This is a genomic window from Cupriavidus sp. IK-TO18 (assembly GCF_015549295.1).
Taxonomy (GTDB): domain Bacteria; phylum Pseudomonadota; class Gammaproteobacteria; order Burkholderiales; family Burkholderiaceae; genus Cupriavidus; species Cupriavidus oxalaticus_A.
Genome location: NZ_JADGMP010000035.1, coordinates 75,688 through 98,747, shown reverse-complemented (window position 1 = coordinate 98,747; position 23,060 = coordinate 75,688). Strand labels below are relative to the sequence as shown.

Annotated in this window: 21 protein-coding genes; 12 read left to right on the top strand and 9 right to left on the bottom strand. The window is 65.8% G+C overall.

Translation table 11 applies throughout. The features are described 5' to 3' along the window. Positions 1–25: 25 nt before the first annotated feature. The gene (locus IPF36_RS27475; protein ID WP_135703730.1) at positions 26–1,237 is read right to left on the bottom strand and encodes an NAD(P)/FAD-dependent oxidoreductase; all 1,212 of its coding nucleotides are present in this window, start codon (positions 1,235–1,237) and stop codon (positions 26–28) included. A gap of 305 nt (positions 1,238–1,542) precedes the next feature. Here IPF36_RS27475 and IPF36_RS27470 point away from each other — a divergent pair, with 305 nt between their 5' ends. The 5 genes from IPF36_RS27470 (at position 1,543) to IPF36_RS27450 (ending at position 5,632) form a co-directional block, all read left to right on the top strand. Beyond that, positions 1,543–2,127, top strand: a complete 585-nt coding sequence (locus IPF36_RS27470; RefSeq protein ID WP_135703729.1) for a TetR/AcrR family transcriptional regulator — start codon at positions 1,543–1,545, stop codon at positions 2,125–2,127. A 53-nt stretch (positions 2,128–2,180) separates the two neighbouring features. Then, positions 2,181–2,402, top strand: coding sequence for a DUF2798 domain-containing protein (locus IPF36_RS27465; RefSeq protein ID WP_133095308.1), 222 nt, complete (start codon positions 2,181–2,183; stop codon positions 2,400–2,402). A 30-nt stretch (positions 2,403–2,432) separates the two neighbouring features. After that, positions 2,433–3,398 (top strand): alpha/beta fold hydrolase, encoded by a 966-nt coding sequence (locus IPF36_RS27460; RefSeq protein ID WP_195431484.1) that lies wholly within the window; start codon positions 2,433–2,435, stop codon positions 3,396–3,398. 283 nt (positions 3,399–3,681) lie between these two features. Further along, positions 3,682–5,010 (top strand): epoxide hydrolase family protein, encoded by a 1,329-nt coding sequence (locus IPF36_RS27455; RefSeq protein WP_195431482.1) that lies wholly within the window; start codon positions 3,682–3,684, stop codon positions 5,008–5,010. Between the two features lie 193 nt (positions 5,011–5,203). Further along, positions 5,204–5,632: a hypothetical protein gene (locus IPF36_RS27450; protein ID WP_133095311.1), complete on the top strand. Its 429-nt coding sequence runs from the start codon at positions 5,204–5,206 to the stop codon at positions 5,630–5,632. An 81-nt stretch (positions 5,633–5,713) separates the two neighbouring features. On the opposite strand, the gene IPF36_RS27445 is transcribed toward IPF36_RS27450, so the two are convergent. Beyond that, a complete protein-coding gene (locus IPF36_RS27445) occupies positions 5,714–6,094 on the bottom strand; it encodes a VOC family protein (RefSeq protein ID WP_133095312.1) in 381 nt (126 codons plus the stop codon). Between the two features lie 305 nt (positions 6,095–6,399). On the opposite strand from IPF36_RS27445, the gene IPF36_RS27440 reads away from it, so the two are divergent. Then, complete coding sequence (locus tag IPF36_RS27440; protein ID WP_133095313.1) at positions 6,400–6,588, top strand: hypothetical protein; 189 nt, start codon at positions 6,400–6,402, stop codon at positions 6,586–6,588. A 33-nt stretch (positions 6,589–6,621) separates the two neighbouring features. Here the strand turns inward: IPF36_RS27440 and IPF36_RS27435 are convergent, their stop codons facing one another. Beyond that, positions 6,622–9,885 carry a bifunctional cytochrome P450/NADPH--P450 reductase gene (locus tag IPF36_RS27435; protein ID WP_195431480.1) on the bottom strand — a complete coding sequence of 1,088 codons (3,264 nt, stop codon included), beginning with the start codon at positions 9,883–9,885 and terminating at the stop codon, positions 6,622–6,624. A gap of 177 nt (positions 9,886–10,062) precedes the next feature. Between IPF36_RS27435 and IPF36_RS27430 the strand changes: the two genes are divergently transcribed. Further along, a complete protein-coding gene (locus IPF36_RS27430; protein WP_133095315.1) occupies positions 10,063–10,710 on the top strand; it encodes a TetR family transcriptional regulator in 648 nt (215 codons plus the stop codon). A 21-nt stretch (positions 10,711–10,731) separates the two neighbouring features. Here IPF36_RS27430 and cyoD read toward each other — a convergent pair whose 3' ends face one another. The 4 genes from cyoD to cyoA form a co-directional block, all read right to left on the bottom strand. Continuing rightward, positions 10,732–11,157, bottom strand: coding sequence for a cytochrome o ubiquinol oxidase subunit IV (cyoD, locus tag IPF36_RS27425; RefSeq protein ID WP_133095316.1), 426 nt, complete (start codon positions 11,155–11,157; stop codon positions 10,732–10,734). Further along, positions 11,154–11,810: a cytochrome o ubiquinol oxidase subunit III gene (gene cyoC, locus IPF36_RS27420; RefSeq protein ID WP_133095317.1), complete on the bottom strand. Its 657-nt coding sequence runs from the start codon at positions 11,808–11,810 to the stop codon at positions 11,154–11,156. The genes cyoD and cyoC overlap by 4 nt, the downstream gene beginning before the upstream one ends. After that, the gene (gene cyoB, locus IPF36_RS27415; protein ID WP_135703725.1) at positions 11,803–13,806 is read right to left on the bottom strand and encodes a cytochrome o ubiquinol oxidase subunit I; all 2,004 of its coding nucleotides are present in this window, start codon (positions 13,804–13,806) and stop codon (positions 11,803–11,805) included. Before cyoB ends, cyoC begins: the two co-directional genes overlap by 8 nt. Positions 13,807–13,888: 82 nt before the next feature. Further along, complete coding sequence (gene cyoA / locus IPF36_RS27410) at positions 13,889–14,860, bottom strand: ubiquinol oxidase subunit II (RefSeq protein WP_240745766.1); 972 nt, start codon at positions 14,858–14,860, stop codon at positions 13,889–13,891. Positions 14,861–15,081: 221 nt separating this feature from the next. Here cyoA and IPF36_RS27405 point away from each other — a divergent pair, with 221 nt between their 5' ends. Beyond that, the gene (locus IPF36_RS27405) at positions 15,082–16,401 is read left to right on the top strand and encodes an MFS transporter (protein ID WP_133095319.1); all 1,320 of its coding nucleotides are present in this window, start codon (positions 15,082–15,084) and stop codon (positions 16,399–16,401) included. Between the two features lie 479 nt (positions 16,402–16,880). Here the strand turns inward: IPF36_RS27405 and IPF36_RS27400 are convergent, their stop codons facing one another. After that, positions 16,881–17,831, bottom strand: a complete 951-nt coding sequence (locus IPF36_RS27400; RefSeq protein ID WP_135703724.1) for a GlxA family transcriptional regulator — start codon at positions 17,829–17,831, stop codon at positions 16,881–16,883. A 397-nt stretch (positions 17,832–18,228) separates the two neighbouring features. Between IPF36_RS27400 and IPF36_RS27395 the strand changes: the two genes are divergently transcribed. Further along, positions 18,229–18,579, top strand: a complete 351-nt coding sequence (locus IPF36_RS27395) for a hydroxyquinol 1,2-dioxygenase (RefSeq protein WP_135703723.1) — start codon at positions 18,229–18,231, stop codon at positions 18,577–18,579. An 88-nt stretch (positions 18,580–18,667) separates the two neighbouring features. Here IPF36_RS27395 and IPF36_RS27390 read toward each other — a convergent pair whose 3' ends face one another. Then, positions 18,668–19,576, bottom strand: coding sequence for a LysR family transcriptional regulator (locus tag IPF36_RS27390; RefSeq protein ID WP_133095403.1), 909 nt, complete (start codon positions 19,574–19,576; stop codon positions 18,668–18,670). A 148-nt stretch (positions 19,577–19,724) separates the two neighbouring features. On the opposite strand from IPF36_RS27390, the gene IPF36_RS27385 reads away from it, so the two are divergent. The 3 genes from IPF36_RS27385 to IPF36_RS27375 all read left to right on the top strand — a co-directional run bounded on the left by IPF36_RS27385 (position 19,725) and on the right by IPF36_RS27375 (position 22,919). Beyond that, positions 19,725–20,906 (top strand): M20 aminoacylase family protein, encoded by a 1,182-nt coding sequence (locus tag IPF36_RS27385; protein WP_135703722.1) that lies wholly within the window; start codon positions 19,725–19,727, stop codon positions 20,904–20,906. A 24-nt stretch (positions 20,907–20,930) separates the two neighbouring features. Next, positions 20,931–21,938, top strand: a complete 1,008-nt coding sequence (locus IPF36_RS27380; protein WP_135703721.1) for a tripartite tricarboxylate transporter substrate binding protein — start codon at positions 20,931–20,933, stop codon at positions 21,936–21,938. Between the two features lie 72 nt (positions 21,939–22,010). Continuing rightward, positions 22,011–22,919: a DMT family transporter gene (locus IPF36_RS27375; RefSeq protein WP_195431476.1), complete on the top strand. Its 909-nt coding sequence runs from the start codon at positions 22,011–22,013 to the stop codon at positions 22,917–22,919. The last annotated feature ends 141 nt before the right edge of the window (positions 22,920–23,060 follow it).

The following is a 23,060-nucleotide window of genomic DNA, read 5'->3' as shown; positions in this document are numbered from 1 at the left end:
CGCCCTCTTCTCTTCCTGCGCCCCGTCAGGCGACAACGATCCGGCGCGGGTCAGCCAGCGCCAGCGCTTCGGCGCGGTCCGCGCTCGGCGGGTAGATCCACTCGGAATTGATCCGCGTCTTCAGCGCCTTGGCGACGCCTCCGGTCAGCTTGACTTGCCGGTTCCAGCCTTCCGTGTAGACAGCACCCCACGGCCCCAGGTCCAGGCAGGTCACATACTTCGGCTGGCTATACGGGATCAGCGTCTCACCCACGAGGTCCGCCGCCACGTTATGCCCTGCCGAACGGCCGAGGTTCATCGCATGCTGGCAGGACATTGCTGCAAAGTTGCCTTCGTCATCGGTCGCGGCGTAGGCGCAATCGCCGGTGGCGAACACCGACTCGACACCCTTTACCCTGAGATCGCGGTCGACGTGCAGCCGGCCAAGGCCATCGCGCTCGGCCGGAATCTGCGCGGTGAGCTCGCTGGCGCGGGCGCCGGCGGTCCAGATCACCGTATCCGCCTCGATGCGCTCGCCGTTCTCGAGGGTGACGCCGGTCGCATCGACGGCCGCGACGCCGGAGCCGAGCTTCCAGGTCACGCCCAGTTCGGTCAGCGCCTGCGTGATCACCGGCCGCGGCCCCGCGCCCAGGTCAGGTCCGACCTCGGCATTGCGCTCCACCATGATCACGTTCACGGCAGCGTCCTCGCCCAGGACTTCACGCAGGCGGGCCGGCATTTCCGCGGCAGTCTCGATGCCGGTGAAGCCGGCACCCGCGATCACCACGGTATTGCGACCGGCGCGCTCCGGGCGGCTGGCCAGCCCATGCAGATGCGATTCGAGCTCCGCGGCGTCGGCGATCTGGTCGACATTGAACGCATGCTGGTCCAGGCCGGGAATCTGCGGACGGAACAACCGGCTTCCCGCAGCGAGCACCAGGCGGTCATAGCCGACGCGCTGGCACGAGCCATCCCCACCGGCGGCCGCAATGCTCACTTCGCGGCTCGCGACGTCGATGTGTTCCACCTTGCCCCGGATAAACCGCACGCCCACGGCCTTGAAGATCTCCTGCAGCGGCGCCTTCATCCCGTTCGGGTTCTGCTCATAGAGACGCGGGCGGACGTGCAGTTCGGGTTCCGGTGCGACCAGCGCGATTTCCACGTCGGTGCGCCCGACCTGGTCAAGCAGACGGGCCGAAGCCAGTGCGCTCCACATGCCGGCAAAGCCGGCGCCAATGACAAGAATACGTTTCGACATCCTCAAGCTCCTGAATCAAACCTCGGTTTCATGTAACAGGGCCGGTGCGAGAAGCGACGACCCTTAACTACGATCATATGAGTCGTAGTTTAAATGCGCAAGATCTTTTTTCGCCGGTGACGCAAAGCGAACCCGCGCGCCGGGCTTGCGCTTTTGCGAACGATCCACTGAAACGGCGAAGGAGGAAGGGAGCGGGAAATGAGACTGAACTGCGCGTGTGTCGGCAAAGCCTCATGCGGCATGTACCCGCCTTCACATTGGCGCCTGTCCTTGACAAAAATACCGATTGGTATATTCTGGCCTGCATGAACAAAGCCGAACGCACCCGCCAGCTGATCGTCGAGAAGACAGCGCCCATTTTCAACACGAAGGGCTATGCCGGAACATCGCTGGCAGACATGACCGCGGCCACCGGCCTGACCAAGGGCAGTGTCTATGGCAACTTTGCCAACAAGGAAGAGGTAGCGCTGGCGGCATTCGACCACAATTGGAAGCAGGCGCAAGCCGCGGTTCGGGACCAGATGGCCACCAAAAGCACCAGCAAGGAAAAGCTGCTTGCCCTGACTGGCGTGTTGGGGAATCTTCCTGCGTGCTTCCCGAAGGGAGGATGCCCGCTGCTCAACACTGCGATTGAAGCCGACGACACCCACCCTGCCCTGCGCGACAAAGCCATGGAAGCGTTCCGGGGCTGGAAGGCGAATCTCGTCTCGGTCATCAAGGCGGGCATTGCCTCCAGCGAGTTCCGGAAGGACGTCAACCCCGAGGAGACTGCCATCACGCTGATCGCATTGATCGAAGGCGCGATCATGATCTCCCGGCTCACCGACAACCCGGCCTACAACCTGGCCGTCATGTCGGCGGTGAAGAAGACCGTCATCGATCTCACCTGATTTTTTTGAGCAAAAATATACCAATCGGTATTTTTTACGGAAAGGAAGTAGCCATGAACGTGCAACTGAAACGGAAAGTCGCCTTCGCGCTGTCGATGGGTGTCGTGACGACGGGGATCATCTCGTTCGCCCTGCTTGCCCTCAACATGGGATTCTCGGAAGGCTTTGCGCTGACCTGGCTGCGCTCGTGGGGCATCGGCTATGTGATCGTGATCCCCGCGATCCTGCTGGTCGGGCCGCGCCTGCAAGCGCAGGTCGAGCGCTGGGTCCATTGATGCCGCATGCCGTTTCCACGAACTACTGACATGCCCAGACCCCTGCTGCAGCGGCTGCTTGCCTTCGTGTTCATCCTTGGCGCTGCCATGGCGTCGGCCATCGCCCATGCCGCCCCCGGCGCCAGGATGCCTGCACCACAGCCCGAAATCGGATGGATCGAAATTGACGCGGACATTTCGCTGAGACGGATGGTCGTGCACCAGCCCGGCGCCAAGGGAACCGTCCTGTTCCTGCATGGATTCCCGGAAACGCTGTACGCATGGAAGGACATCGCCCAGTCGCTGGGCGACGAATTCGAAGTGCATGCCATCGACTGGCCTGGCTACGGGCTCTCATCGCGTCCAACTGCCGACAGGTTCTCCTATGCGCCCCGGGACTATGCCCGTGTCCTGCAGGCATACATCCGCAAGGCTGGCATCGACACGTCGCAGCTGGTCATCTACGCCACCGATATCGGCGCGCTGCCGGCATTGCTGCTCGCGCTCGAGGCGCCGGACATTGCAAGAGCGATCATCGTCGGCGACTTCGCCCCGTTCGACAGGCCGCAGTACATGTACGAAAGCCTGCAAAGCCTGAAATCGCAGCCGTCGGCCGAACTGGCTCGCGTCCAGCTGAACAAGAACCGCGACGATGTCCTCAGGAACGCCTACCGGCGCGGCCTGCCGGCACACGAGCAGTTCGACATCCCGCCAGAGCTCCAGGACGACATGGCGCGCGGATGGAGCCACGGCGCGATGACGTCTGCCGACGCCTTCTATTACTACTACTCGCACTTCACGCGGGACCAGGCGTACCTGGAGGCGAACCTGCACCGGCTCAAGACACCGGTCAAGGTGGTCTGGGGCGAGAAGGACCTCTATATCCGGAAAGAAATGGGCATCGAATTCGCGCAGAAGGCGCATGCGGAATTCACCGTTCTGCCAGGCATCGGGCACTACCCGCATCTGCAGGATCCCCGTCGAACCGAGGCAGACGTTCGCGCCGCATTTCGTTGAATCGCATCAGCAGGCGGCACACGTCAGCAGTCCGATCCAGTCCGCCTGCATCGCGCCGCCGGTACGGCCACCCCGGCGACGCTCGACTCCGCGTGGCAAACCAACTCTCACTCTGGACCATCCTGTTCCAAACCTGCCTCATGAACATGTCCCGACTTTTCCGCCCTGCCAATTGCCGGCGGCAGCCTGCCCATGCTGAACACGCAGCCCCATACCGATATCGAGCGCTGCTGGTACCCGCCAAGCCGTCCCGCCCGACGAACGCGCAATGAAAGAGCATTCCATGAACGCCAAATCGTCGAATAACGCCACCGACCTGTCGCGCCGGTCCCTATTGCTGGGCGGCGTGGCAAGTGCGGCGCTCTCGCTGTTTTCGTCACGCCTGGCTTTCGCCGCGCAGCCCGCGCCAGCGCGCGCCGTGGCGTCGGATGCGATCCGCCCGTTCCGCGCACGCATTCCGCAGCCGGCGCTGGACGATCTGCGCCGCCGCCTGATGGCGACGCGGTGGTCCGATCCGGAAACCGTCGCGGACCGGTCCCAGGGCGTGCAAGTCGACAAGCTGCGGCCGCTCGTGCGCTACTGGGCCACGGGGCATGACTGGCGCAAGGCCGAGGCAAGGCTGAATGCCTGGCCCCAGTTCGTGACGAACATAGACGGTGTGGACATCCACTTCATCCATGTTCGCTCGCGCCATGAGAACGCGCTGCCTCTGGTCATGACGCACGGCTGGCCCGGCTCCGTGTTCGAACTGCTCGACAGCATCCGCCCGTTGACGGATCCGACCGCTTACGGCGGCAGCGCGGCCGATGCGTTCCATCTCGTGATCCCATCGCTGCCGGGCTTCGGCTTTTCACAGAAGCCCAATGACACCGGCTGGAATGCGGACCGCATCGCCCGCGCGTGGGACGTGCTGATGAAGCGGCTTGGCTATGCGCGTTACTTGTCGCAAGGCGGCGACTGGGGCGCGATCATCTCCGACGCACTTGGCCGCGCCGCGCCCGAAGGGCTGCTCGGCATCCACGTCAACCGAATCGAACGCGGCACGACGCTGCCGCCCGCGCTCGCCATGGCGCTGAAGACCGGCGAGCCCGCACCCTCTAACCTGAGCGCCGGGGAAAAGCAGGTGTTCGACGAGGCCAGGGATTTCCTGAACAAGGGATTCGGCTACGCCGCCCTGATGCAGACGCGTCCGCAGACCATCGGCATTGGCCTGGCCGATTCGCCGGTGGGGCTGGCGGCCTGGATCTATGACAAGCTGGCCGACTGGGTCTACACGCGCGGCGATCCCGAACGGGCGCTGGGCCGTGACGCGATCCTCGACAATATCTCGCTCTACTGGCTGACGAACACCGGCGAATCCAGCGCCCGGATCTACTGGGAAACGAGCAACACACCGGCAAGGACCGGCCCCGTTACCGTTCCGGCGGCAGTGACAGTCTTTCCCGGCGAGGTCTACCGGCCACCGAAGGCCTGGCTGGCGCGGGCGTATCCCAACCTGGTCTATTACAACCAGGTCGCCAGGGGCGGTCACTTTGCGGCCTGGGAAGAGCCGGAGTTGTTCAGTGCGGAGGTCAGGTCGGCATTCCGGCCGTTGCGCCAGACAGCCCAATAGATCGGGATAGGCCGTGTCGTGAACTGGTCCTGTACTGCATTTATGCAGCCTGTGACTGTCCCGGCACGGACTGGCTTCTGGCAGCCATCAGGCCCGGGATGGAGTCCTATGGTAAGGTTGGCAGCATGATTTCACGGACTTCGACTGGTGATGTATGGGGCGCATTTGTTTGGTGCCGGGAGAGTGATGCAGCGTGAGTGATGCGAAGCGGGAAACGCAACGCACGCTGGCCGAGAAGGTTTCAACCAGCAGGGCCTTGCGCCTGAGCGTGCCGCCAGAGGCCAGGCCCGCGCCGGTCAACCGGAGGGACTGGCTGCGCCAGAGGAAAGAGCAATTGCAGGCTGCCCGCGCCGCCGCAAGGAAGAGGCGCGAACTGCTGAGAGCCGAAATCATGTCGGCCGTGCAGGATATTGCCCGCGAAGAGCGCGCAGCCGCGCGGCTGGAAGCCGAACGCCTGAAGGCGGAAACCAGGACCGCGCAGGCGTTCGCGCGCGAGGACGCGCGTGCCGCCGCCAAGTTCGAGCGCGGCCAGCCAGCCCGCCCGACGAACAAGCGAAAGACGCTTTCCAATGAGAAACGCAAGCTGGTCTCCTACGGCGACCTGTTGCGGATGCGCGGGTGATCGGGCAGAAGTTTCGACAGAGCGGAAGCGGGCTTCTCACCCATCGCAGTCCTGCTCATCCCGCGGGCTCTGCGGGATAAGCTACGTCAGCGCTCCGGGCTCCTGGCAAACCACTTCGATGTTGTGCCCGTCCGGGCCAATGACAAACGCTGCATAGTAGTTCGCGTGGTAGTGCGGGCGCAGACCAGGCGCTCCATTGTCCTTGCCGCCCGCCTCCAGCGCCGCGCGATAGAAAGCATCGACCTGCTGGCGATTCTCGGCCGTGAATGCCAGGTGAAGATGCGCGGGCTTCTCCTCGGTCTGGAACAGGCACAATGAGGCCTTGCGCTTCGAGCTAAGCTCGACACCATACGTTGGCACCCCCTCCGAGACCACAGCAACACCGAGCGGTTCTAGTGCCTTGAGGAAGAACGCCTTGCTCGCTGCATAGTCGCTGACGCCGAACTTGACGTGGTCAAACATGAGTTCTCCTGAGGTCTGTAGGCCTGCGCGAGGATTCTAACCCTTCCATCCAGGGACTCAGTGCCGGCCAGGGCGCCCGCTTGCTGGCCGTGCCGGAGACGGGGAGCGAACACGCCGGTGTTGGTACTCCGCCCATCCCTGATCGCACCAGTGTACGGCGCCACCCAACACCGCATGGGATGCGCGCGCCGTCAGCATCACCCCCGAGCCGCTGGCATGTTGAAAGCTGCGCCAACCCCCGACAGGCACGATGATTGCGATTCCCGGTCAGAGCGCCCCGCTCGCCAATCCTTGGGAGAACTGCCATGAGTACCCTGATCATCCGCGACCTTGCCGGTTACCGCACCCTCGACACCAGCGCCATGTCTTCGATTCACGGCGGCATCTATCGCACGCCGCCGCAGATCCTGGCGTTCGAGCTCACCCATCTGCCGGCGACGCCGGATGGCCGTGTGCTTGGCACCGATGGCCAGTTGCATGTCCCTGTGATCTGACGGCTTTCGCCCGGGGGCGGGTACGTACGCTGGTCAGTTGAACACGTCCTGCCGATAACGCCCCGCCGCAACCAGCGCCGCGAGCCAGTCCGAAGCCGCCGCTTCCGTCATCCCGCCCTGCTCCGCGGCGATCCGGATCAGCGTTTGCCTGACCGCCGGCGCCATGTGCCGGCCGTCGCCGCAAACATAGAACACAGCGCCTGCGTTCAGCTGCGCCCAGACGTCCGCCTGCCGCTGCCAGAGCAAATCCTGCACGAAGCACGGTGCGCCATCGACGACCGAATACGCCGCATGGACTTCGGCCACGCCCTGCTCTTGCCAGCGCGCGACGTCGTCACGGTACAGCCAGTCGTGCGCAGGGTGCCGGCAGCCGTAGTACAGCTGCACCGGCCTCACCGCCTCCCCCGCGGCCTGCTGCGCCGCGCGTTCCTCCAGGAAGCCACGGAACGGCGCGATGCCCGTCCCGGGCCCGACCAGGATCATCGGTACGTCCGGCGCTTCGGGTGCGAACGGCGGATGGGGCGTGCGGATCGCGCCCGCTACCACCGCGCCCGGCGCCAGGCCCTGCAACCAGGTGGACGCGACGCCACGGAACAGGCCACGGCCAGACAGCGCCGGCGCGCAGACCGTGCCGACGGTGATGGTGGCCACATCCGGCGAGACCAGCGGCGACGACGCGATGGAGTAGAACCGTGGCCGCATCGGCACCGTGCAGGCGAGCAGGCCGGCCAAGTCCAGTCCGATCGCAGGGAACCGGTCGAGGATGTCGCCCAGGCCCAGCCTGCGCTGCACCACCTGTGCGGCATAGCCAGCCGCTTCATCGTCCGAGGCAAGCTGCTGCAGCGACTGCCGCGTGAACGGGCAAGGCGTTGCCTGGGCGAGGCTGCGCAGCGTCTGGCGCGACACCACGTCCTGCAGCTCCACGAAATGCGTCAGCAGCTGCCGCGCGGAGAGCGCCTCGCCAACCGGCAGCCCGCGCGCCGCCCCTGGCGCGGCGGACAAGGTGACGATGGCGTCCGGGTCGACATCGATCCGCTCGCAAATCGCCGTGACAGTTTCAGGCTGGTTCTGCGGATAGACGGCCAGGTGGTCGCCGGTGTGGTAGCGCACGCCTTCCGGCAAGCGCAGCCGGATGTCGCGCGTGGATGTCCGCGGCGCCTCGCGCGCGAAGTCCCACAGGCCGTCGGGATCGTTCACCAGTTCGGTGTTCGATAGCACAGTGAAGCCCTGCGCATTGGGCGGCAGCGTCGTCGCGCGGATCTCAGCCACGCCGCGCAGCTGTACCTGCACTGCTGGCACTTGCGGCAAGGCGCTGGCGGCGTCGCCGCCCTGCAGCGCCTGCCACAGCAACGCCAGCCAGCGTTCCGCGGCCTGATCGAAGTCGCCGTTGCCATCGGCCTCGCCACGCGGCAGCAGTGGCGTGGCGCCGGCGCTGGCGAAGAATTCGAATACCCGGCGCGGGAAGGCCTGGTACGTAGGCCATTGCGAATTGCCGCAGCCCAGCACCGCAACGCGCAGGTCCGGTGCGCGGTAGTCGCTGGCTGCGCCGCTGTTGAGCAGGTCCTCGAAGCGGCGCGCCGAGTCCGGCGCACGGCCGTTGTAGGTGGCGGCAACGATGACGGCCAGGCCGCTGGCCGGCAACGCATCGGCAATCTCGTCGAGGTCGCGCAAGGTGGCGTCGAAGCCCGCTGCAAGCGCGCCGGCGTGGACCTGCTCGGCCAGTTCGCGCGCGGTGCCCAGGCTGGATCCGCACAGCACCGCAAGCGCCCGTCCCGCGCCCCGCACTTCCGCGCCAGCCGGCGGCGCCTGCTCTGCCCCGGCGACCGGCATCCCGACGATGCGCTCGTGCGGCCGGCGCCGTCGCGCGCGCACGGTGAAGCCGTCAGGCTTGATCGTCAGCGTTTCCTTGATGCGGAACTGGTAGTCGTGCGCATCGGTGAACTGGAAATTGCGCAGCATCAGCGCCAGCGCCAGCTTGGCCTCGGTCAGCGCGAACTGGCGGCCGATGCAGGCGCGCTCGCCATTGCCGAACGGCATGTAGGCGTGGCGCGGCAGCCTGGCTTCGTTATCGGGCAGGAAGCGGTCGATGTCGAAGCGTTCGGGATCGGCCCAGACCCTGGGGTCGCGGTGCAGCGCGGTCAGCACGACGGACACGCGGCGGTCCTTGCGGATCAGGTAGCGGCCGCCGAGCAGCGTGTCCGCGTACGGCGCGACGGCGAAGGCGGGCGCGGTGGGCCACAGGCGCAGCGTTTCCTTGAGCACGCGGTCGAGCACCGGCAACCGCGCCAGGTCGGCATACACCGGCGCAGCGTCGCCGGGCAATACCGCATCCACCTCGGCATACGCCTGCGCCATCACGCCGGGATTGCGCAGCAGCTCGTACAGCGCGAAAGTCAGCAGCCCGCTGGTGGTCTCATGGCCGGCGATCAGGAAGGTGATGACCTGGTTGCGGATGTTCTCGTCGTCCAGGCGCTGGTCGGTGTCGGGATCGCGTGCTTCGAGCATCAGCCCGAGCAGGTCCATGGCGGTGCCCTGCCGCCCGCCTTCGTCGGCGGCGCGGCGGCGCCTGATCACGTCGTCGACCAGTTCGCGCATGAAGCGCGTGTCTTCGTCGAACTTGCGGTGCACCGCGTGCATGAAGCGGTCCTGCAGGCCAAGGCGCGTGAGCCTGGACATCGCCTCTCCCAGCGCGCCGACCATGGCCTCGATAAACGGGTGCAGCTGCGCACTGGCGAACGAGTCGAAGTCATAGCCGAAGCCGGACAGCGCGATGGTGTCGAGCGTCAGCCGCGTCATGTCGTCGGCCACGGCGATATCAGCGTCGGGACCCTGCCGGTCCCATTTGTCGACCAGCCGGTTGGCCACGCGCAGCATCACCTCGAAATACCCCTTCATCGCGCGCTGGCTGAACGCCGGCATCAGGATGCGGTGCGCCTTGCCCCAGTTGGCCTCGTCGGTGTGCGCGGTGAACAGGCCGTCGCCGGCCATGCCGCGCAGGTAGGACAGCGGCGGGCCGATGTATTTGCGGAAACGCGCCGCATCGCACACCTCGGCCGCCAGCGCGACCGACGTCACGAACGGCACGCACCGTCCGGCGAAGTCCAGTTCGAAGATGCCGTCATGGTGGCGGCTGCGCGCCAGCAGGTGCTGCCCCACCGTGCCCGGCTTGATCTGCAGCAGGTTGCCGACCAGGGGCCAGCCGGGATCGCGCGGGATCGGCTCGGGCGCGGTCGGGGCGGCGGGATGCGCTGGCTGGGCAAGGGCTTCGGTGCCCGGTGACACGGTAGGCTGCGGCATGACTCGGGGGCGATCTGCGCTATTTGTAGTGAGGTCCGGGGGCCGGCGGGGCGATTGCCATCTGCCGCCGCTTCGTCTAATGTAGACAACTGTCTACACCCGGCGAAGGGTAGACAAGCGTAGACACCGTGTCAACGCAGCGTGTCGACCAAAAACCGAGCATCACTACTAATCCGCATGGAAGCCATTGCCGACGGCAAACGCCGCCTGATCGACGCCGCGCTGAAGCTGGCCGCCGCCAAGCGCAGCTTCGCGGCCCTGAAGCTGCGCGAAATCGCGCGCGAAGCCGACCTCAACCCCAATACCTTCTACCGGCATTTCCACGACATGGAAGACCTGGCGCTGACTGCAGTGGCCGAGGCCAGCGCCGAGTTGCGCCCGATGCTGCGCTCGGTGCGCTGGGCCGCGGCGCGCGACAACCCCAACGAGGTGGCCAGCCGCGCGTGCGAGGCGCTGTTCCTGTATGCCCGGCGTCACCCCGATGCGTTCGTGGTTGGCGTCTGCGGCATCACCGGTCCGCAGCCGGCGCTACGTGCGGCAATCCGCGCGGTGCTGCACGACATCGCCGCCGAGATGGCCGACGACATCGAGCGGCTCGAACTCTGTCCGCAGCTCTCGCGACCGCTCGTCGATGAATTCTGCGCCTATGTCGTGCCCCACCTGTTCCACCAGTGCGTCGACTACATCGAAGCCGACAGCGCCGGGCGCCGCCGGCTGATGGAGCGTTCGGTGCAGCTGTGCTGCTGGCTGCTGGTCGGGGCAGCGGGAGCCCACGCGGCGAAGCCGCGTACGCAAGGCCGCGCACAGAAGGCAGCGGCCCATTAGTTTGCAAGCGGGACTACGGGGCTACGGGGTCTTGGGCGGCACGATGGTCGCACCGGGCTCCACGGTGCGCTCGTGATGCATCTTGGGCATCATGTTGCTGTTCAGGTGGAACATCACCCACAGTGACCCGGTCAGCGTGATCACCACCAGCGTCAGCGTGAACATCAGCGACAGCATGTTCCATCCGCCTTCCGATTTGGCGTTCATGTGCAGGAAGTAGATCATGTGGACCACGATCTGCACCGCACCGATCAACAGGATGACGATGGCCGTGGTGCGGGATTTTTCGAACACCCCGCCCATCACCAGCCAGAACGGTATCGCGGTCAGGAAAACCGACAGCACGAAGCCGGTCAGGTAGCCGCCCAGCGTGGCGTGCGGCCCCACGTCTTCCTCGTGCTCGTGGCCATGCCCGTGGCCGTCCAGCGTCTCGTCATGCGCGCTCATGGCAGGGCCCCCATCAGGTAGACGAAGGTAAAGACGCCGATCCACACGACGTCCAGGAAGTGCCAGAACATCGACAGGCACATCAGCCTGCGCTTGTTGGCGGTGATCAGCCCGTGCCGCGCCACCTGCGTCATCAGCACGACCAGCCAGATGATGCCGAAGGTCACGTGCAGCCCGTGCGTGCCGACCAGCGCGAAGAACGAGGTCAGGAACGCACTGCGCTGCGGGCCGGCGCCCTGGTGGATCAGGTGCGCGAACTCATACAGCTCGACCGCCAGGAAGGCCGCGCCGAAGACGCCGGTGATCGCCAGCCAGATCTGCGTGCCGGCGATCCGGTTCTGCTGCACCTGCAGCATGGCAAAGCCATAGGTGATCGACGACAACAGCAGGAAGGTGGTGTTCAGCGCCACCAGCGGCAGCTCGAACAGCTCGGCCCCGGTCGGCCCGCCCGCGTATTCGCGGCCCAGCACGCCATACCCCGCGAACAGGCACGCAAAGACCAGGCAGTCGCTCATCAGGTAGAGCCAGAACCCGAGCAGCGTGCCGTTCTGCGGGTGGTGCTCTTCGGTCAGGTGGAAGGTGAAGCCCCCCGGCGGCATGTCATCCGCCGCGGAGGTGCCGCTCACGTACTGGGGATAGGTGGTCTCAGCCATGGCCAGCCATCAGTTGTGTGCGCGCCGATTCGGTCCCGACCACCTGCTCGGCCGGAATGTAGTAGTCGCGCTTGTAGTTGAAGGTATGGATGATCGCGCCGATGATGATCGCCGCGAACGACGCCACCACCAGCCACCAGATGTGCCAGATCAGCGCGAAGCCGCACAGCGTGGACAGCCCCGCCAGCACGATGCCGGCCGCGGTGTTCTTCGGCATGTGGATGGGATTGAAGCCCTGCAGCGGCCGCTGGTAGCCGTTCTGCTTCATGTGCCACCAGGCATCGGTATCGTGCACCACCGGCGTGAAGGCAAAGTTGTATTGCGGCGGCGGCGACGAGGTGGACCACTCCAGCGTGCGGCCGTTCCACGGGTCGCCGGTCAGGTCGCGCAGCTCCTCGCGGCGCAGGAAGCTGACCACCAGCTGGATGATGAAGCAGGCGATGCCGATGGCAACCAGCGCGGCGCCGAAGGCGGCGACCTGGAACCAGATCTGCAGCGACGGATCGTCGAAACGGTTCATCCGGCGCGTCACGCCAAGCAGCCCCAGCCAGTACAGCGGCATGAAGGCAAAGTAGAAGCCGGTCAGCCAGAACCAGAACGAGGCCTTGCCCCAGGACGAGACCAGGCGATAGCCGAATGCCTTGGGGAACCAGTAGTGGATGCCGGCCATCAGCCCGAACACCACGCCGCCGATGATCACGTTGTGAAAGTGGGCGATCAGGAACAGGCTGTTGTGCAGCGAGAAGTCCGCCGGCGGCACCGCCAGCAAGACCCCGGTCATGCCGCCAATGACAAAGGTGACCATGAAGCCGATGGTCCACAGCATCGGCGCCTCGAAGCGGATCTTGCCGTGGTACATCGTGAACAGCCAGTTGAAGATCTTGGCGCCGGTCGGGATCGAGATGATCATCGTCGTGATCCCGAAGAACGAATTGACGCTCGCGCCCGACCCCATGGTAAAGAAGTGGTGCAGCCACACCAGGTAGGACAGCACCGTGATCACCACCGTGGCGTAGACCATCGACGCATAGCCGAACAGGCGCTTGCGGCAGAACGTGGCGACCACTTCGGAGAAGATGCCGAACACCGGCAGCACCAGGATGTAGACCTCGGGGTGGCCCCAGATCCAGATCAGGTTGACGTACAGCATCGCGCTGCCGCCCTGGTCGGCGGTGAAGAAGTTGGTGCCGACGTAGCGGTCGAGCGACAGCAGCGCCAGCGCGGCGGTCAGCACCGGGAAAGCGGCGATGATCAGCACGTTGGTGCACAGCGCGGTCCAGGTGAAGATCGGCATGCGCATCAGCGTCATGCCTGGCGCGCGCATCTTGACGATAGTCACCAGCAGGTTGATGCCGGATAGCAATGTCCCGACCCCGGCCACCTGCAACGACCATATGTAGTAGTCGACGCCGACATCCGGACTGTGGATGATGCCGGACAGCGGCGGATACGCCAGCCAGCCGGTGCGCGCGAACTCGCCGAGGAACAGCGACATCATCACCAGGATGGCGCCGCCCGTGGTCATCCAGAAGCTGAAGTTGTTGAGGAACGGAAACGCGACGTCGCGCGCGCCGATCTGCAGCGGCATGACAAAATTCATCAGCCCCGTGACCAGCGGCATGGCCACGAAGAAGATCATGATCACGCCGTGCGCGGTAAAGATCTGGTCGTAGTGGTGCGGCGGCAGGTAGCCCGCGTTGTCGCCGAAGGCGATGGCCTGCTGGATGCGCATCATGACCGCGTCGGCAAACCCCCGCAGCAGCATGATGATGCCCAGGATCACGTACATGATCCCGATCTTCTTGTGGTCGATGCTGGTGAACCACTCGCGCCAGAGATAGCCCCACAGGCCGTACTTGGTCACCGCGCCGACCAGCACCAGCCCGCCCAGCACCACCACAGCAAAGGTGCCGATCAGGATGGGCTCATGCAGCGGGATGGCTTCCCACGTCAGCCGTCCGAAGATCAAATTGGCGAGTTCCGAGCGCTCGGGCATGTTTGTCACCTGGGGCCTGAAGTAACCAACCGTGGCCGATGGTAGCTGGCCAGTACCGCTGGGAGAAAAGGGGATCCGCGCCTTACTGCAGCAGCAGCCGGCCCTCGTTGCGTGCAGTGCCGTCCGCGAACGCAGGCGCAACCGCCTGGGTGTTGCTCGCGGTGCAGATCTCGCGTGACGGGTCGAACTTGCCGCGGCTGCGGTCGAGTGCCATGGTGTCGGCCAAGCACCGGCCGCCGCTCACGCAGCGGTTCAGGATCAGGTCATAGAGGCCGGGCGCCACGCTGGCGTAGCGCTGCACCGGCACGCGCTCGCTGGGCTGCGCGAGCTGCAGGTAGGCATCTGTCGACAAGCCCTGGCCCGAGGACTTGACCTGCTGGATCCAGCGGTCGAAATCTTCGTTCGACAGCCCGTGGAACTTGAAGCGCATGTTGGTGAAACCCTCGCCGCTGTAGTTGGCCGACATGCCCTCGTATTCGCCGGGCTTGTTGATCACGGCGTGCAGCTTGGTTTCCATGCCGGGCATGGCGTAGACCATGCCGGCCAGCGACGGCACGAAGAATGCATTCATCACCGAGGTGGCGGTGATGTGGAAGGCAATGGGCCGGTCCACCGGTGCCGCGACCTCGTTGACCGTGGCGATGCCCTGCTCCGGATACAGGAACAGCCATTTCCAGTCCATCGCCACCACCTGCACCGGCAGCGGCTTGACGTCTGCGGTCACGGGCCGGTTGGCGTCGATGCGCGTGAGCGGTCGGTAGGGATCGAGCTGGTGGGTGCTGACCCAGGTCACCGCGCCGAGCGCGATGATGATCAGCAGCGGCGCGGCCCAGATCGCCAGTTCCAATACCGTGGAATGGTCCCAGTCCGGGTTGTAGGGCGCGTCGGTCGCGCTTTCACGGTAGCGCCACGCGAATGCCAGCGTGAGGATGATCACCGGCACGATGATCAGCAGCATCAGGCAGGTGGCGATGATGATCAGGTCGCGCTGCCGCACGGCCATGTCGCCGGATGGCGAAAGCAGCACTGCATCACAGCCGGACAAGCACGCCATGATGACTACCGCGCCACATCCTTGCAGTAGTCTTCTCGGTACACGGGAATGCGGGACTGCAGTGTCGAAGTGGCCCATAGTCACAGAAGTGGCGTCTGAGGAATATCGGCATGCACCGATGAATCCACCTTTCGATTTTCTATGGCAGTTTAGGCGCTATTCTTGTGACTGTGCGAGTTTAAGTGCAGTATCGAAGCACTCCTGTCGAGAGGAGACTGACGATGGCCAGCCTGACCCACCAGCACCGAGCGTCGCCGACTGCACCTCCGGCCCCCGGCCACCATGATGTGGCACCTGCCGAAATCGCCACTGGCGTGGTGATCGGGCGGGCGTCGGAGTACTTCGATTTCTTCGTCTACGGCATTGCTTCCGTGCTTGTCTTCCCGGCGGTCTACTTTCCGTTCGCGAGCGAGCTGGCCGGGCTGCTGTACAGCTTCACGATCTTTTCCTTCGCGTTCATCGGGCGGCCGTTCGGCACGGCCCTGTTCATGCGCATCCAGCGGCGCTGGGGGCGCGGCATCAAGCTGACCGCATCGCTGTTCCTGCTTGGCACCGCCACGGTGGGCATTGCGTTCCTGCCGTCGTACGCATCGATCGGGGCCGCGTCGATCTACCTGCTGGCACTGTTCCGCTTCCTGCAGGGCATCGCCTTCGGCGGTTCATGGGACGGCCTGCCGTCGCTGCTGGCGCTGAACGCGCCGGAAGACAAGCGCGGCTGGTATGCAATGGTGGGCCAGCTTGGCGCGCCCTCCGGCTTTATCATCGCCGGCGCGCTGTTCCTGTTCCTGCATACCAGCCTGACCCCGCAGGAGTTTATCGAATGGGGCTGGCGCTATCCGTTCTACGTGGCCTTCGCCATCAATGTGGTGGCGCTGTTCGCGCGGCTGCGGCTGGTGGTCACGCACGAATACACGCGTTTGCTGGAAGAAGACGAACTGGAGCCGATCAGCACGCTGCAGATGGTCAATGCCCAGGGCTTCAACATCTTCCTGGGCGCGTTCGCGGCGCTGGCCAGCTATGCCCTGTTCCACCTGGTCACGGTGTTCCCGCTGTCGTGGGCGGTGCTGCACCAGGAGCAGACGATTTCCGCGGTGCTGGCGGTGCAGATCGCGGGCGGCTTTATCGCGTTTATCGGCACGCTGATCTCGGGCTGGCTGGCGGACCGCATCGGCCGCCGCACGACGCTGGCGACGATGGCGGTGCTGATCGGTGTTTTCAGCCTGGTCACGCCGTGGCTGCTGGGTGGCGGCGCCACTGGCCAGAATATTTTCATCCTGGTCGGATTCGGCCTGCTGGGGCTGTCGTACGGGCAGGCGGCGGGCGTGGTGACTTCCAACTTCGAACCCCGCTTCCGCTACACGGGGGCCGCTCTGACCACGGATTTCGGCTGGTTGTTCGGCGCGGCGTTTGCGCCGCTGGTGGCGCTGGGGCTGTCGTCGCTGTTCGGGCTGGTGGCGGTCAGCCTGTACCTGCTGTCTGGCGTGATCAGCACGCTTGCGGCACTGCGCATCAGCCGGGCGCTGGGGACGCCGGAGCTGTAAGGGAACGCGCCCGGTACGCGCCCATCTGGACAAAAGGAAGAAAAAGAAATGAAGACGTTGGCGCTGCGCACGCGGTGAAACTAACCGCGGCAGCGCCATGCGATTGTCAGCTCTGGATCAGCGCAGGCCGAAGAAGCTGAGCACCGCGAGGATGATGACAACCGCGCCAACTAGCCAGACGATATTCATGGCGGCTCCTTGGTGATGTCCGTAGGGACGTGGACGAGGTGACGGGCCGGATGGCTCACCTGCCCTTGTCCAGCAACAAGCGTGCCGTAGCTGCGCAAGCACTATTTCACGTTGCGCGGGCAGTATGCTGCCCCGGCGTGGGGGACGCGCCGCCAGCGCGCCAGGGGCCAGTGCAATGGCGTGAGGCGCTTATTACAAAATCGTTTCAACCGGCGTGACGGATGCGGCGCGGGCTCATGAGCCACCCGTGGCCGCAGTTGTCAACGCGCCCGGCCTGACTGGCCCGAGCGCTATGCCGCCTGCGGCTCGACGCCGCGCGCCAGGCGCCGGATCGCCTGCGGCGGCTGGCCATAGGCCCGCAGGAAGGCTCGCCGCATGCGCTCGCGGTCGTTGAATCCGGTATCCCGCGCCACCACATCGATGGCATGGCGCCCGCTCTCCATCATCAGCCTTGCTGCCTCGACGCGCAGGTGCTCGACCGCCTTCGCCGGCGTCTGGCCGGTCTCGTCCCGGAAAGCGCGCGCGAACTGCCGCGGGCTCAGGTGCGCCGCCTCCGCCAGTTGCTCCACTGAGAGTTCGCTTTGCAGGTTCTGCCGCGCAAAGTCCAGTGCGGCACGGATGCGGTCGGAGCGCGGCTCGAGGTCGAGCAATGCCGAGAATTGCGATTGCCCGCCGGCACGGCGGTGGTACACAACCAGCTTTTTCGCCACGTCGCGCGCGACCGCGCCGCCGGCGTCTTTCTCCACCAGCGCCAGCGCCAGGTCGATGCAGGCCGACATGCCGGCCGACGTCCACACCGGGCCGTCGATGATGAAGATCCGGTCCTCTTCCACGCCCACGTTGGGAAAGCTCCGCCGCAGCTGTTCCGCGTAGTACCAGTGCGTGGTGGCACGGCGGCCATCCAGCAGCCCGGCCTCCGCCAGGTTGAAGGCACCGGTGCAGGTGGCGCCGATGCGCCGCGAGGTACGCGCCGCACGCTGCAGGAACCTGACCAGCGCCGGCGGCGTGGGCGTGATGTCGTTGTCGCCGACCACCAGCACGGTATCGAAGCGGCGCCTGCCGAATGGCTCGGTGCTGACGGCGAAGCCTCCGGAGCACATCACCGGTCCGCCCTGCTCCGAGAGCAGATGGACCTGGTACAGCGGGGTGCCGAGGGTCCGGTTGGTGAACTCCAGCACCGTTGTCACTGCCAGGTTCATCGCCTGGAAACCAGGGTACAGGGCGAGCGCTACGTGATGCATGATCGGCGTCCTTGAGTGGCAGGAAAGGTGGCACATTCAGTTTTGATGCCACGCCATTGTGCCCCGGATCACGGGATGGCGCGCGGCGGTCCGCCGCTCTCGACTGAATTCAGGACTGCCAGCCATTCGAAGCCGCGCGCAGCGCACTTCCGGCGGACTCTCGCGTGGCGTGGACGCGGCTGAATGCCGCCCGCAAACGGCATTCCGGGCACGTGTTTGTACCGCTTTGTATCCGCCGCCAGCATCGATACGAGTCCTGACAGAATCGCCTTTGACCCGCTACAGGGCAGATACACCGGTCTTCTTTAATGCTTCTCGTGGCCGGCGGCAAAGACAAAGCCCCGGCCGCGCAGATACGCAAACCCAGGCAGATCCACTGACATAAAGGAAACCGATCATGGCTACCCAATTCACCCAACGCATCATCTTCGCCATCGCCCTGGCCGCTGCCGCCGCCGGCGCACAAGCCGCACCGGGCGCACGCGACCCGTTCAGCGAAGGCGCACGCGCCGTCCAGGATGCACGCAGCCCGTTTGCCGATGGCGCGCGCAGCGTGCAGGACGCTCGCAGCCCGTTCACCGATGGCGCACGCGGCGTGCAAGACGCTCGCAGCGCGTTTGCCGATGGGGCACGCATCGTCGATCCGTACAGCGACGGCGCACGCACCCTTGCTGGCCTGGATCGCACCGGTCCGTCCGCCGATCCGGCGCGCTCGATCGATCCCTACCTGGACGGTGCGCACGCGTGAGGGCGCGGCATGCGCCGTCGCACATCAGTGCATGACAAGAGGGCAGGCTATCCGTTGCATCCGATGCAACGATGCCTGCCCTGCCCCTTCAGATCTGCGGGAACGCCTTCATCACGTGCCGCAGCATGCTGCCGGCCACCGGCGAAAGATGCCTGCCCGCCCGCGTGATGATATGGATGCGGCTATTGTTCAAAATCGGGTTGGCCAGCGGCAGCGACACCAGTTGCCTGAACTGCGCGCCCTTCAGCGGCACCGAGCGCGGCGTCAGGATGTAGCCGAGCCCCATCGCGGCAAACTCCCAAAGCACCTTGAATGAGTTGGTCACCAGCATCGGCTTCAGCGTGATGTGCTCGTCCAGCTCGGCCGCCTGCACGTGCTTGCGCACGCCAAACGATTCCGCCAGCGCCGCGCCCTGGTGCGCGGCCAGGTCCGCCAGGGTCAGCGCGCGCCGGCGCCGCGCGAGCGGATGGTCCTTGCGCACATGCACGCGGATCGGCGACAGCCGCGAATAGTGCGAGCGCAGCCGCACGTCGTCGGGCGGTTGGAAGGCGAAGCCGATATGCGCCAGGTCTTCCAGAATATGGCGGACGGTTTCGTCGGTGCCAGCCACCTGGATGCTGCAGGTGACGTCCGGGTGCTTGCTCAGGAAGCCTTGCAGCACCGGCTCCAGCACGAGGTCCACGAAGCCCTCGCCGAATACCAGCTCGACATGGCCGCGCTGGGCGTTCTTCAGGTTGTTGACCTCGGCCAGGAAGGTATCGTTCAGATCCTGCTGGCGCCGCGCGAACAGCGCCAGCAGGCGCCCCGCGTCGGTGGCGACCACGCCGCGCCCGCGCCGCTCCAGCAGCGTCAGGCCGGTGTCCTGCTCCAGCTTGGCCACGGCGCGGCTTACCACCGAGGGGTCCAGCTCGAGGACCTCGGCCGCGCCGCGCACCGTGCCGGTTTCAATGATCTGCAGCAGGCACATCGCCCGCTTGCGGTCCAGCACGTCATCCATCTTTGCTCCCCTTTGCGTGGTCATGCCCGGTCATGCCGGGCCGTTTTTGGATTGTTGCTATTTATACAACGTTTCTGCCACAGCATTGTCATGGATGCCGCGGCCAAGGGCGGAGAGAATAGGCCAAAGACCACGTACGCCGACAACCATGACCCAGTCCCCCACCGCCAGCCTGCGGCAGGCTGTCCAGGCCATCGCGCCCGAGTTTGTCCGGATCCGCCACCAGATCCACGCCCATCCCGAACTCGCCTTCGAGGAGCGACGCACCAGCGACCTGGTCGCTGAACAACTGGCGGCGTGGGGCTACACGGTGCATCGGGGCCTGGGCACGACCGGGGTGGTCGGCACCCTGCGCAAGGGCGACGGCAGCAAGGCCATCGGCATCCGCGCCGACATGGACGCACTGCCGATCCAGGAGCAGACCGGCCTGGCCTACGCCAGCACCATCGCCGGCAAGATGCACGCGTGCGGCCATGACGGGCATACGGCGATCCTGCTGTGCGCGGCGAAATACCTGGCCGAGTCGGTCGATTTCAACGGCACGCTGAACCTGATCTTCCAGCCGGCCGAGGAAAACGAAGGCGGCGCGCTGCGCATGCTGGAGGATGGCCTGTTCGAGCGCTTCCCGTGCGACGAGGTCTACGCGCTGCATAACTCGCCGGGAATGCCGGTCGGCCAGATCGGCGTGATCGCCGGCCCGGCGATGGCATCGTTCGACCGCGCCACGGTCACGCTGCGCGGCCGCGGCGCGCATGGCGCCATGCCGCACCACGGCATCGACCCGATGCAATGCGCGGCCAGCATCGTGCTGGGCCTGCAGTCGATTGTCAGCCGCGAGATCGATGCGCTGAAGTCGGCGGTCATCACGGTGGGCTCGATCCAGGCCGGCAGCACCTACAACGTCGTGCCGGAAAGCGCGACGATCAAGATCGGCGTGCGCACGCTCGATCCCAAGGTACGCACGCTGGTGGAAACGCGCATCCGCGAATTCGTCACGACCCAGGCGCAAAGCTACCAGCTCCAGTCCGATGTGGTCTACGAACGCAAGTACCCGGTGCTGGTCAACCATGCCGCGCAGACTGAATACGCGCGCGAGGCCGCCATCCGGCTGGTGGGCGCTGACAACGTGGTCGAGCGCCCGCCGGTCATGGGCAGCGAAGACTTCGCCTACATGCTGGAACAGCGGCCCGGCGCCTATATCAGGCTCGGCAACGGCCTGGGCGAGGACGGCGGCTGCATGGTTCACAACCCCCTGTACGACTTCAATGACAAGGCCCTGCCCGTGGGCGCCGCATTCTGGGCGCACCTGGCGCAGGGCTACCTGGTTTGAGCATCGCTATTTTCGGGAGTCTTCATGCATTCACTGAACCGCCGCCGCTTCCTGCAACTGGCCGGCTGTGCCGCCGGCAGCTCGGCACTGGGCACACTACCCGCGCTTGCCGCTGAAAGCTTTCCCGCCCGGCCGCTGGCGCTGGTGGTGCCGTATCCGGCCGGCGGGGCCAGCGATACCTCGGCCCGGATCTTCGGCGAATCGATCGGCAAGAGCGTCAAACAGCAGGTCGTGGTCGAGAACTACGGCGGCGGCACCGGCCTGATCGGCGCCAACAGGGTACTGGCCGCACCGGCCGATGGCTACACCTTCTTCCACGGTTCGATCAATGAAGTGTTCCTGGCCCCGCTGCTGAACCCGGCCGCGCGCTACAAGCCGCAGGACTTCATGCTGGTCGCGCCGATCAGCGATGCCAATATCGTGCTGATGGCCAGGAACGGCCTGGCCGCCGACAGCCTGGACAAGTTCCTCGACCTGGCGAAGCAGAGCAAGGCCAAGCCGCTGACCTATGCGACCGTCGGCATCGACTCGATCTATCACCTGATGGGCGACGCGCTGGCCGCCAGGCTCGGCGCACCGCTGCTACACGTGCCGTACAAGGGCGGCGCGCCGGCGCTGCAGGGCCTGGCGGGCGGCGAAGTCGACTTCGCCATCCTGCCCTACCAGTCGAGCTTCGACGCGATGCAGCAGCAGGGCCGGCTGCGGATCCTGACCAGCTTCTCCAGGGCGCTGCCGCCGGCGCTGAAGCACGTCCCGCTGATTTCGCAAAGCAAGCAGATCCCCGACTTCGAATACACCATCGGCGGCGGCTATTTCGTCAAGGCCGGCACGCCGGCGGACCGCGTCACGGTGCTGCGCAAGGCGATCGGCGAAGCGCTGGTCAAGCCGGATATCCTGGGCAAGCTGGAGGCGGAAGGTCGCACCGTCGCCAAGCCCACCGACAGCCAGGCGCAGGCGAACCAGGCGTTCGACCAGTACATGACGCGGGTCACGCAGCTGATCCGCAGCGTGGGGCGCAAGACCAACGCCTGATTTGCGGTCCCGCCGCTGCGGACCATGCCGGTGTTGGCGGATAATGCGCGATTCGCCAACACCGCCTTCGCCATGCAAGCAAGCCGCGCCGGCTCCGGACGCATCGACTGGACCACCCTGTTCCTGCTGACTTTCCCGCCGCTGAGCTGGGCGGGCAACGCCATCGTCGGCCGCCTTGCAGCGGGCTCGGTGCCGCCGATCACGCTGAATTCCGTACGCTGGGTGCTGGCCGGCCTGCTGCTCGCGCCATTCGCCTGGCGCGGTGTGCTGGAGCATCGCGCGGCGCTGCGCCGGCACGCCGGCGTCATCATGGCCATGGGCGTGCTGTCCATCGGCAGCTATAACGCGCTGCAGTACCTGGCACTGACCACGTCGACGCCGATCAACGTGACGCTGATCGGTGCGTCCACTCCGCTGTTCCTGATCGTGATTGGCGCCCTGTGCTTCCGCGAGCGGGTCAAGCCACTGCAAGTGGCGGGCGCGCTGCTGTGCCTGGTCGGCGTGTCCTTCGTGCTGGTGCGCGGCGAGCCGGCACGGTTGGCCCAGCTCGACCTCGTGCCCGGCGACCTCTACATGCTGGCCGCCACCATTGCCTGGAGCGCCTATACCTGGCTGCTGCGCAAGCAACGGCCCGACGTACCGCTGCCGGTCCTGCTGTTTTCCCAGATCGTCGCCGGCGTACTGGCGAGCGCGCCGGTGACGGCATGGGAACTGATGGCCCAGGACCAGCCCCTGCCCTGGAACGGCAAGGTCGCCGCGATCCTGCTCTACGTGGCGACGATTCCTTCGCTGCTCGCCTACTTCGCCTGGGACCGCGCCATTGCCCGGGCTGGCGCGCAACTGCCGGTGTTTTTCATCACGCTGACACCGGTGTTCGCGGCGCTGCTGTCCACGCTGCTGCTGGGCGACTGGCCGCGCTGGTATCACGGGGTGGGGCTGGCGGCGATCGGGGCGGGGATCTGGCTGGCGCAGCGGCGGTAGGCGGCTGCGTGAAGATTGCCCTGGCGGCTTGCCCAGGGCCTCACATCGATACCCGTCACCGCCATCGCCTGTCGCGGCCCGAGCCGGCGGGCGCACAGCGCTATTAATTGCAGGCCGCCGGCCTACAGGCGCGCTCGGGAA

Coding starts and splice junctions, on each gene's coding strand:
- IPF36_RS27475 (WP_135703730.1), bottom strand. CDS start 1,237: ATGTCGAAACGTATTCTTGTCATTGGCGCCGGCTTTGCCGGCATGTGG.
- IPF36_RS27470 (WP_135703729.1), top strand. CDS start 1,543: ATGAACAAAGCCGAACGCACCCGCCAGCTGATCGTCGAGAAGACAGCG.
- IPF36_RS27465 (WP_133095308.1), top strand. CDS start 2,181: ATGAACGTGCAACTGAAACGGAAAGTCGCCTTCGCGCTGTCGATGGGT.
- IPF36_RS27460 (WP_195431484.1), top strand. CDS start 2,433: ATGCCCAGACCCCTGCTGCAGCGGCTGCTTGCCTTCGTGTTCATCCTT.
- IPF36_RS27455 (WP_195431482.1), top strand. CDS start 3,682: ATGAACGCCAAATCGTCGAATAACGCCACCGACCTGTCGCGCCGGTCC.
- IPF36_RS27445 (WP_133095312.1), bottom strand. CDS start 6,094: ATGTTTGACCACGTCAAGTTCGGCGTCAGCGACTATGCAGCGAGCAAG.
- IPF36_RS27440 (WP_133095313.1), top strand. CDS start 6,400: ATGAGTACCCTGATCATCCGCGACCTTGCCGGTTACCGCACCCTCGAC.
- IPF36_RS27435 (WP_195431480.1), bottom strand. CDS start 9,885: ATGCCGCAGCCTACCGTGTCACCGGGCACCGAAGCCCTTGCCCAGCCA.
- IPF36_RS27430 (WP_133095315.1), top strand. CDS start 10,063: ATGGAAGCCATTGCCGACGGCAAACGCCGCCTGATCGACGCCGCGCTG.
- cyoD (WP_133095316.1), bottom strand. CDS start 11,157: ATGAGCGCGCATGACGAGACGCTGGACGGCCACGGGCATGGCCACGAG.
- cyoC (WP_133095317.1), bottom strand. CDS start 11,810: ATGGCTGAGACCACCTATCCCCAGTACGTGAGCGGCACCTCCGCGGCG.
- cyoB (WP_135703725.1), bottom strand. CDS start 13,806: ATGCCCGAGCGCTCGGAACTCGCCAATTTGATCTTCGGACGGCTGACG.
- cyoA (WP_240745766.1), bottom strand. CDS start 14,860: ATGGCGTGCTTGTCCGGCTGTGATGCAGTGCTGCTTTCGCCATCCGGC.
- IPF36_RS27405 (WP_133095319.1), top strand. CDS start 15,082: ATGGCCAGCCTGACCCACCAGCACCGAGCGTCGCCGACTGCACCTCCG.
- IPF36_RS27400 (WP_135703724.1), bottom strand. CDS start 17,831: ATGCATCACGTAGCGCTCGCCCTGTACCCTGGTTTCCAGGCGATGAAC.
- IPF36_RS27395 (WP_135703723.1), top strand. CDS start 18,229: ATGGCTACCCAATTCACCCAACGCATCATCTTCGCCATCGCCCTGGCC.
- IPF36_RS27390 (WP_133095403.1), bottom strand. CDS start 19,576: ATGGATGACGTGCTGGACCGCAAGCGGGCGATGTGCCTGCTGCAGATC.
- IPF36_RS27385 (WP_135703722.1), top strand. CDS start 19,725: ATGACCCAGTCCCCCACCGCCAGCCTGCGGCAGGCTGTCCAGGCCATC.
- IPF36_RS27380 (WP_135703721.1), top strand. CDS start 20,931: ATGCATTCACTGAACCGCCGCCGCTTCCTGCAACTGGCCGGCTGTGCC.
- IPF36_RS27375 (WP_195431476.1), top strand. CDS start 22,011: ATGCAAGCAAGCCGCGCCGGCTCCGGACGCATCGACTGGACCACCCTG.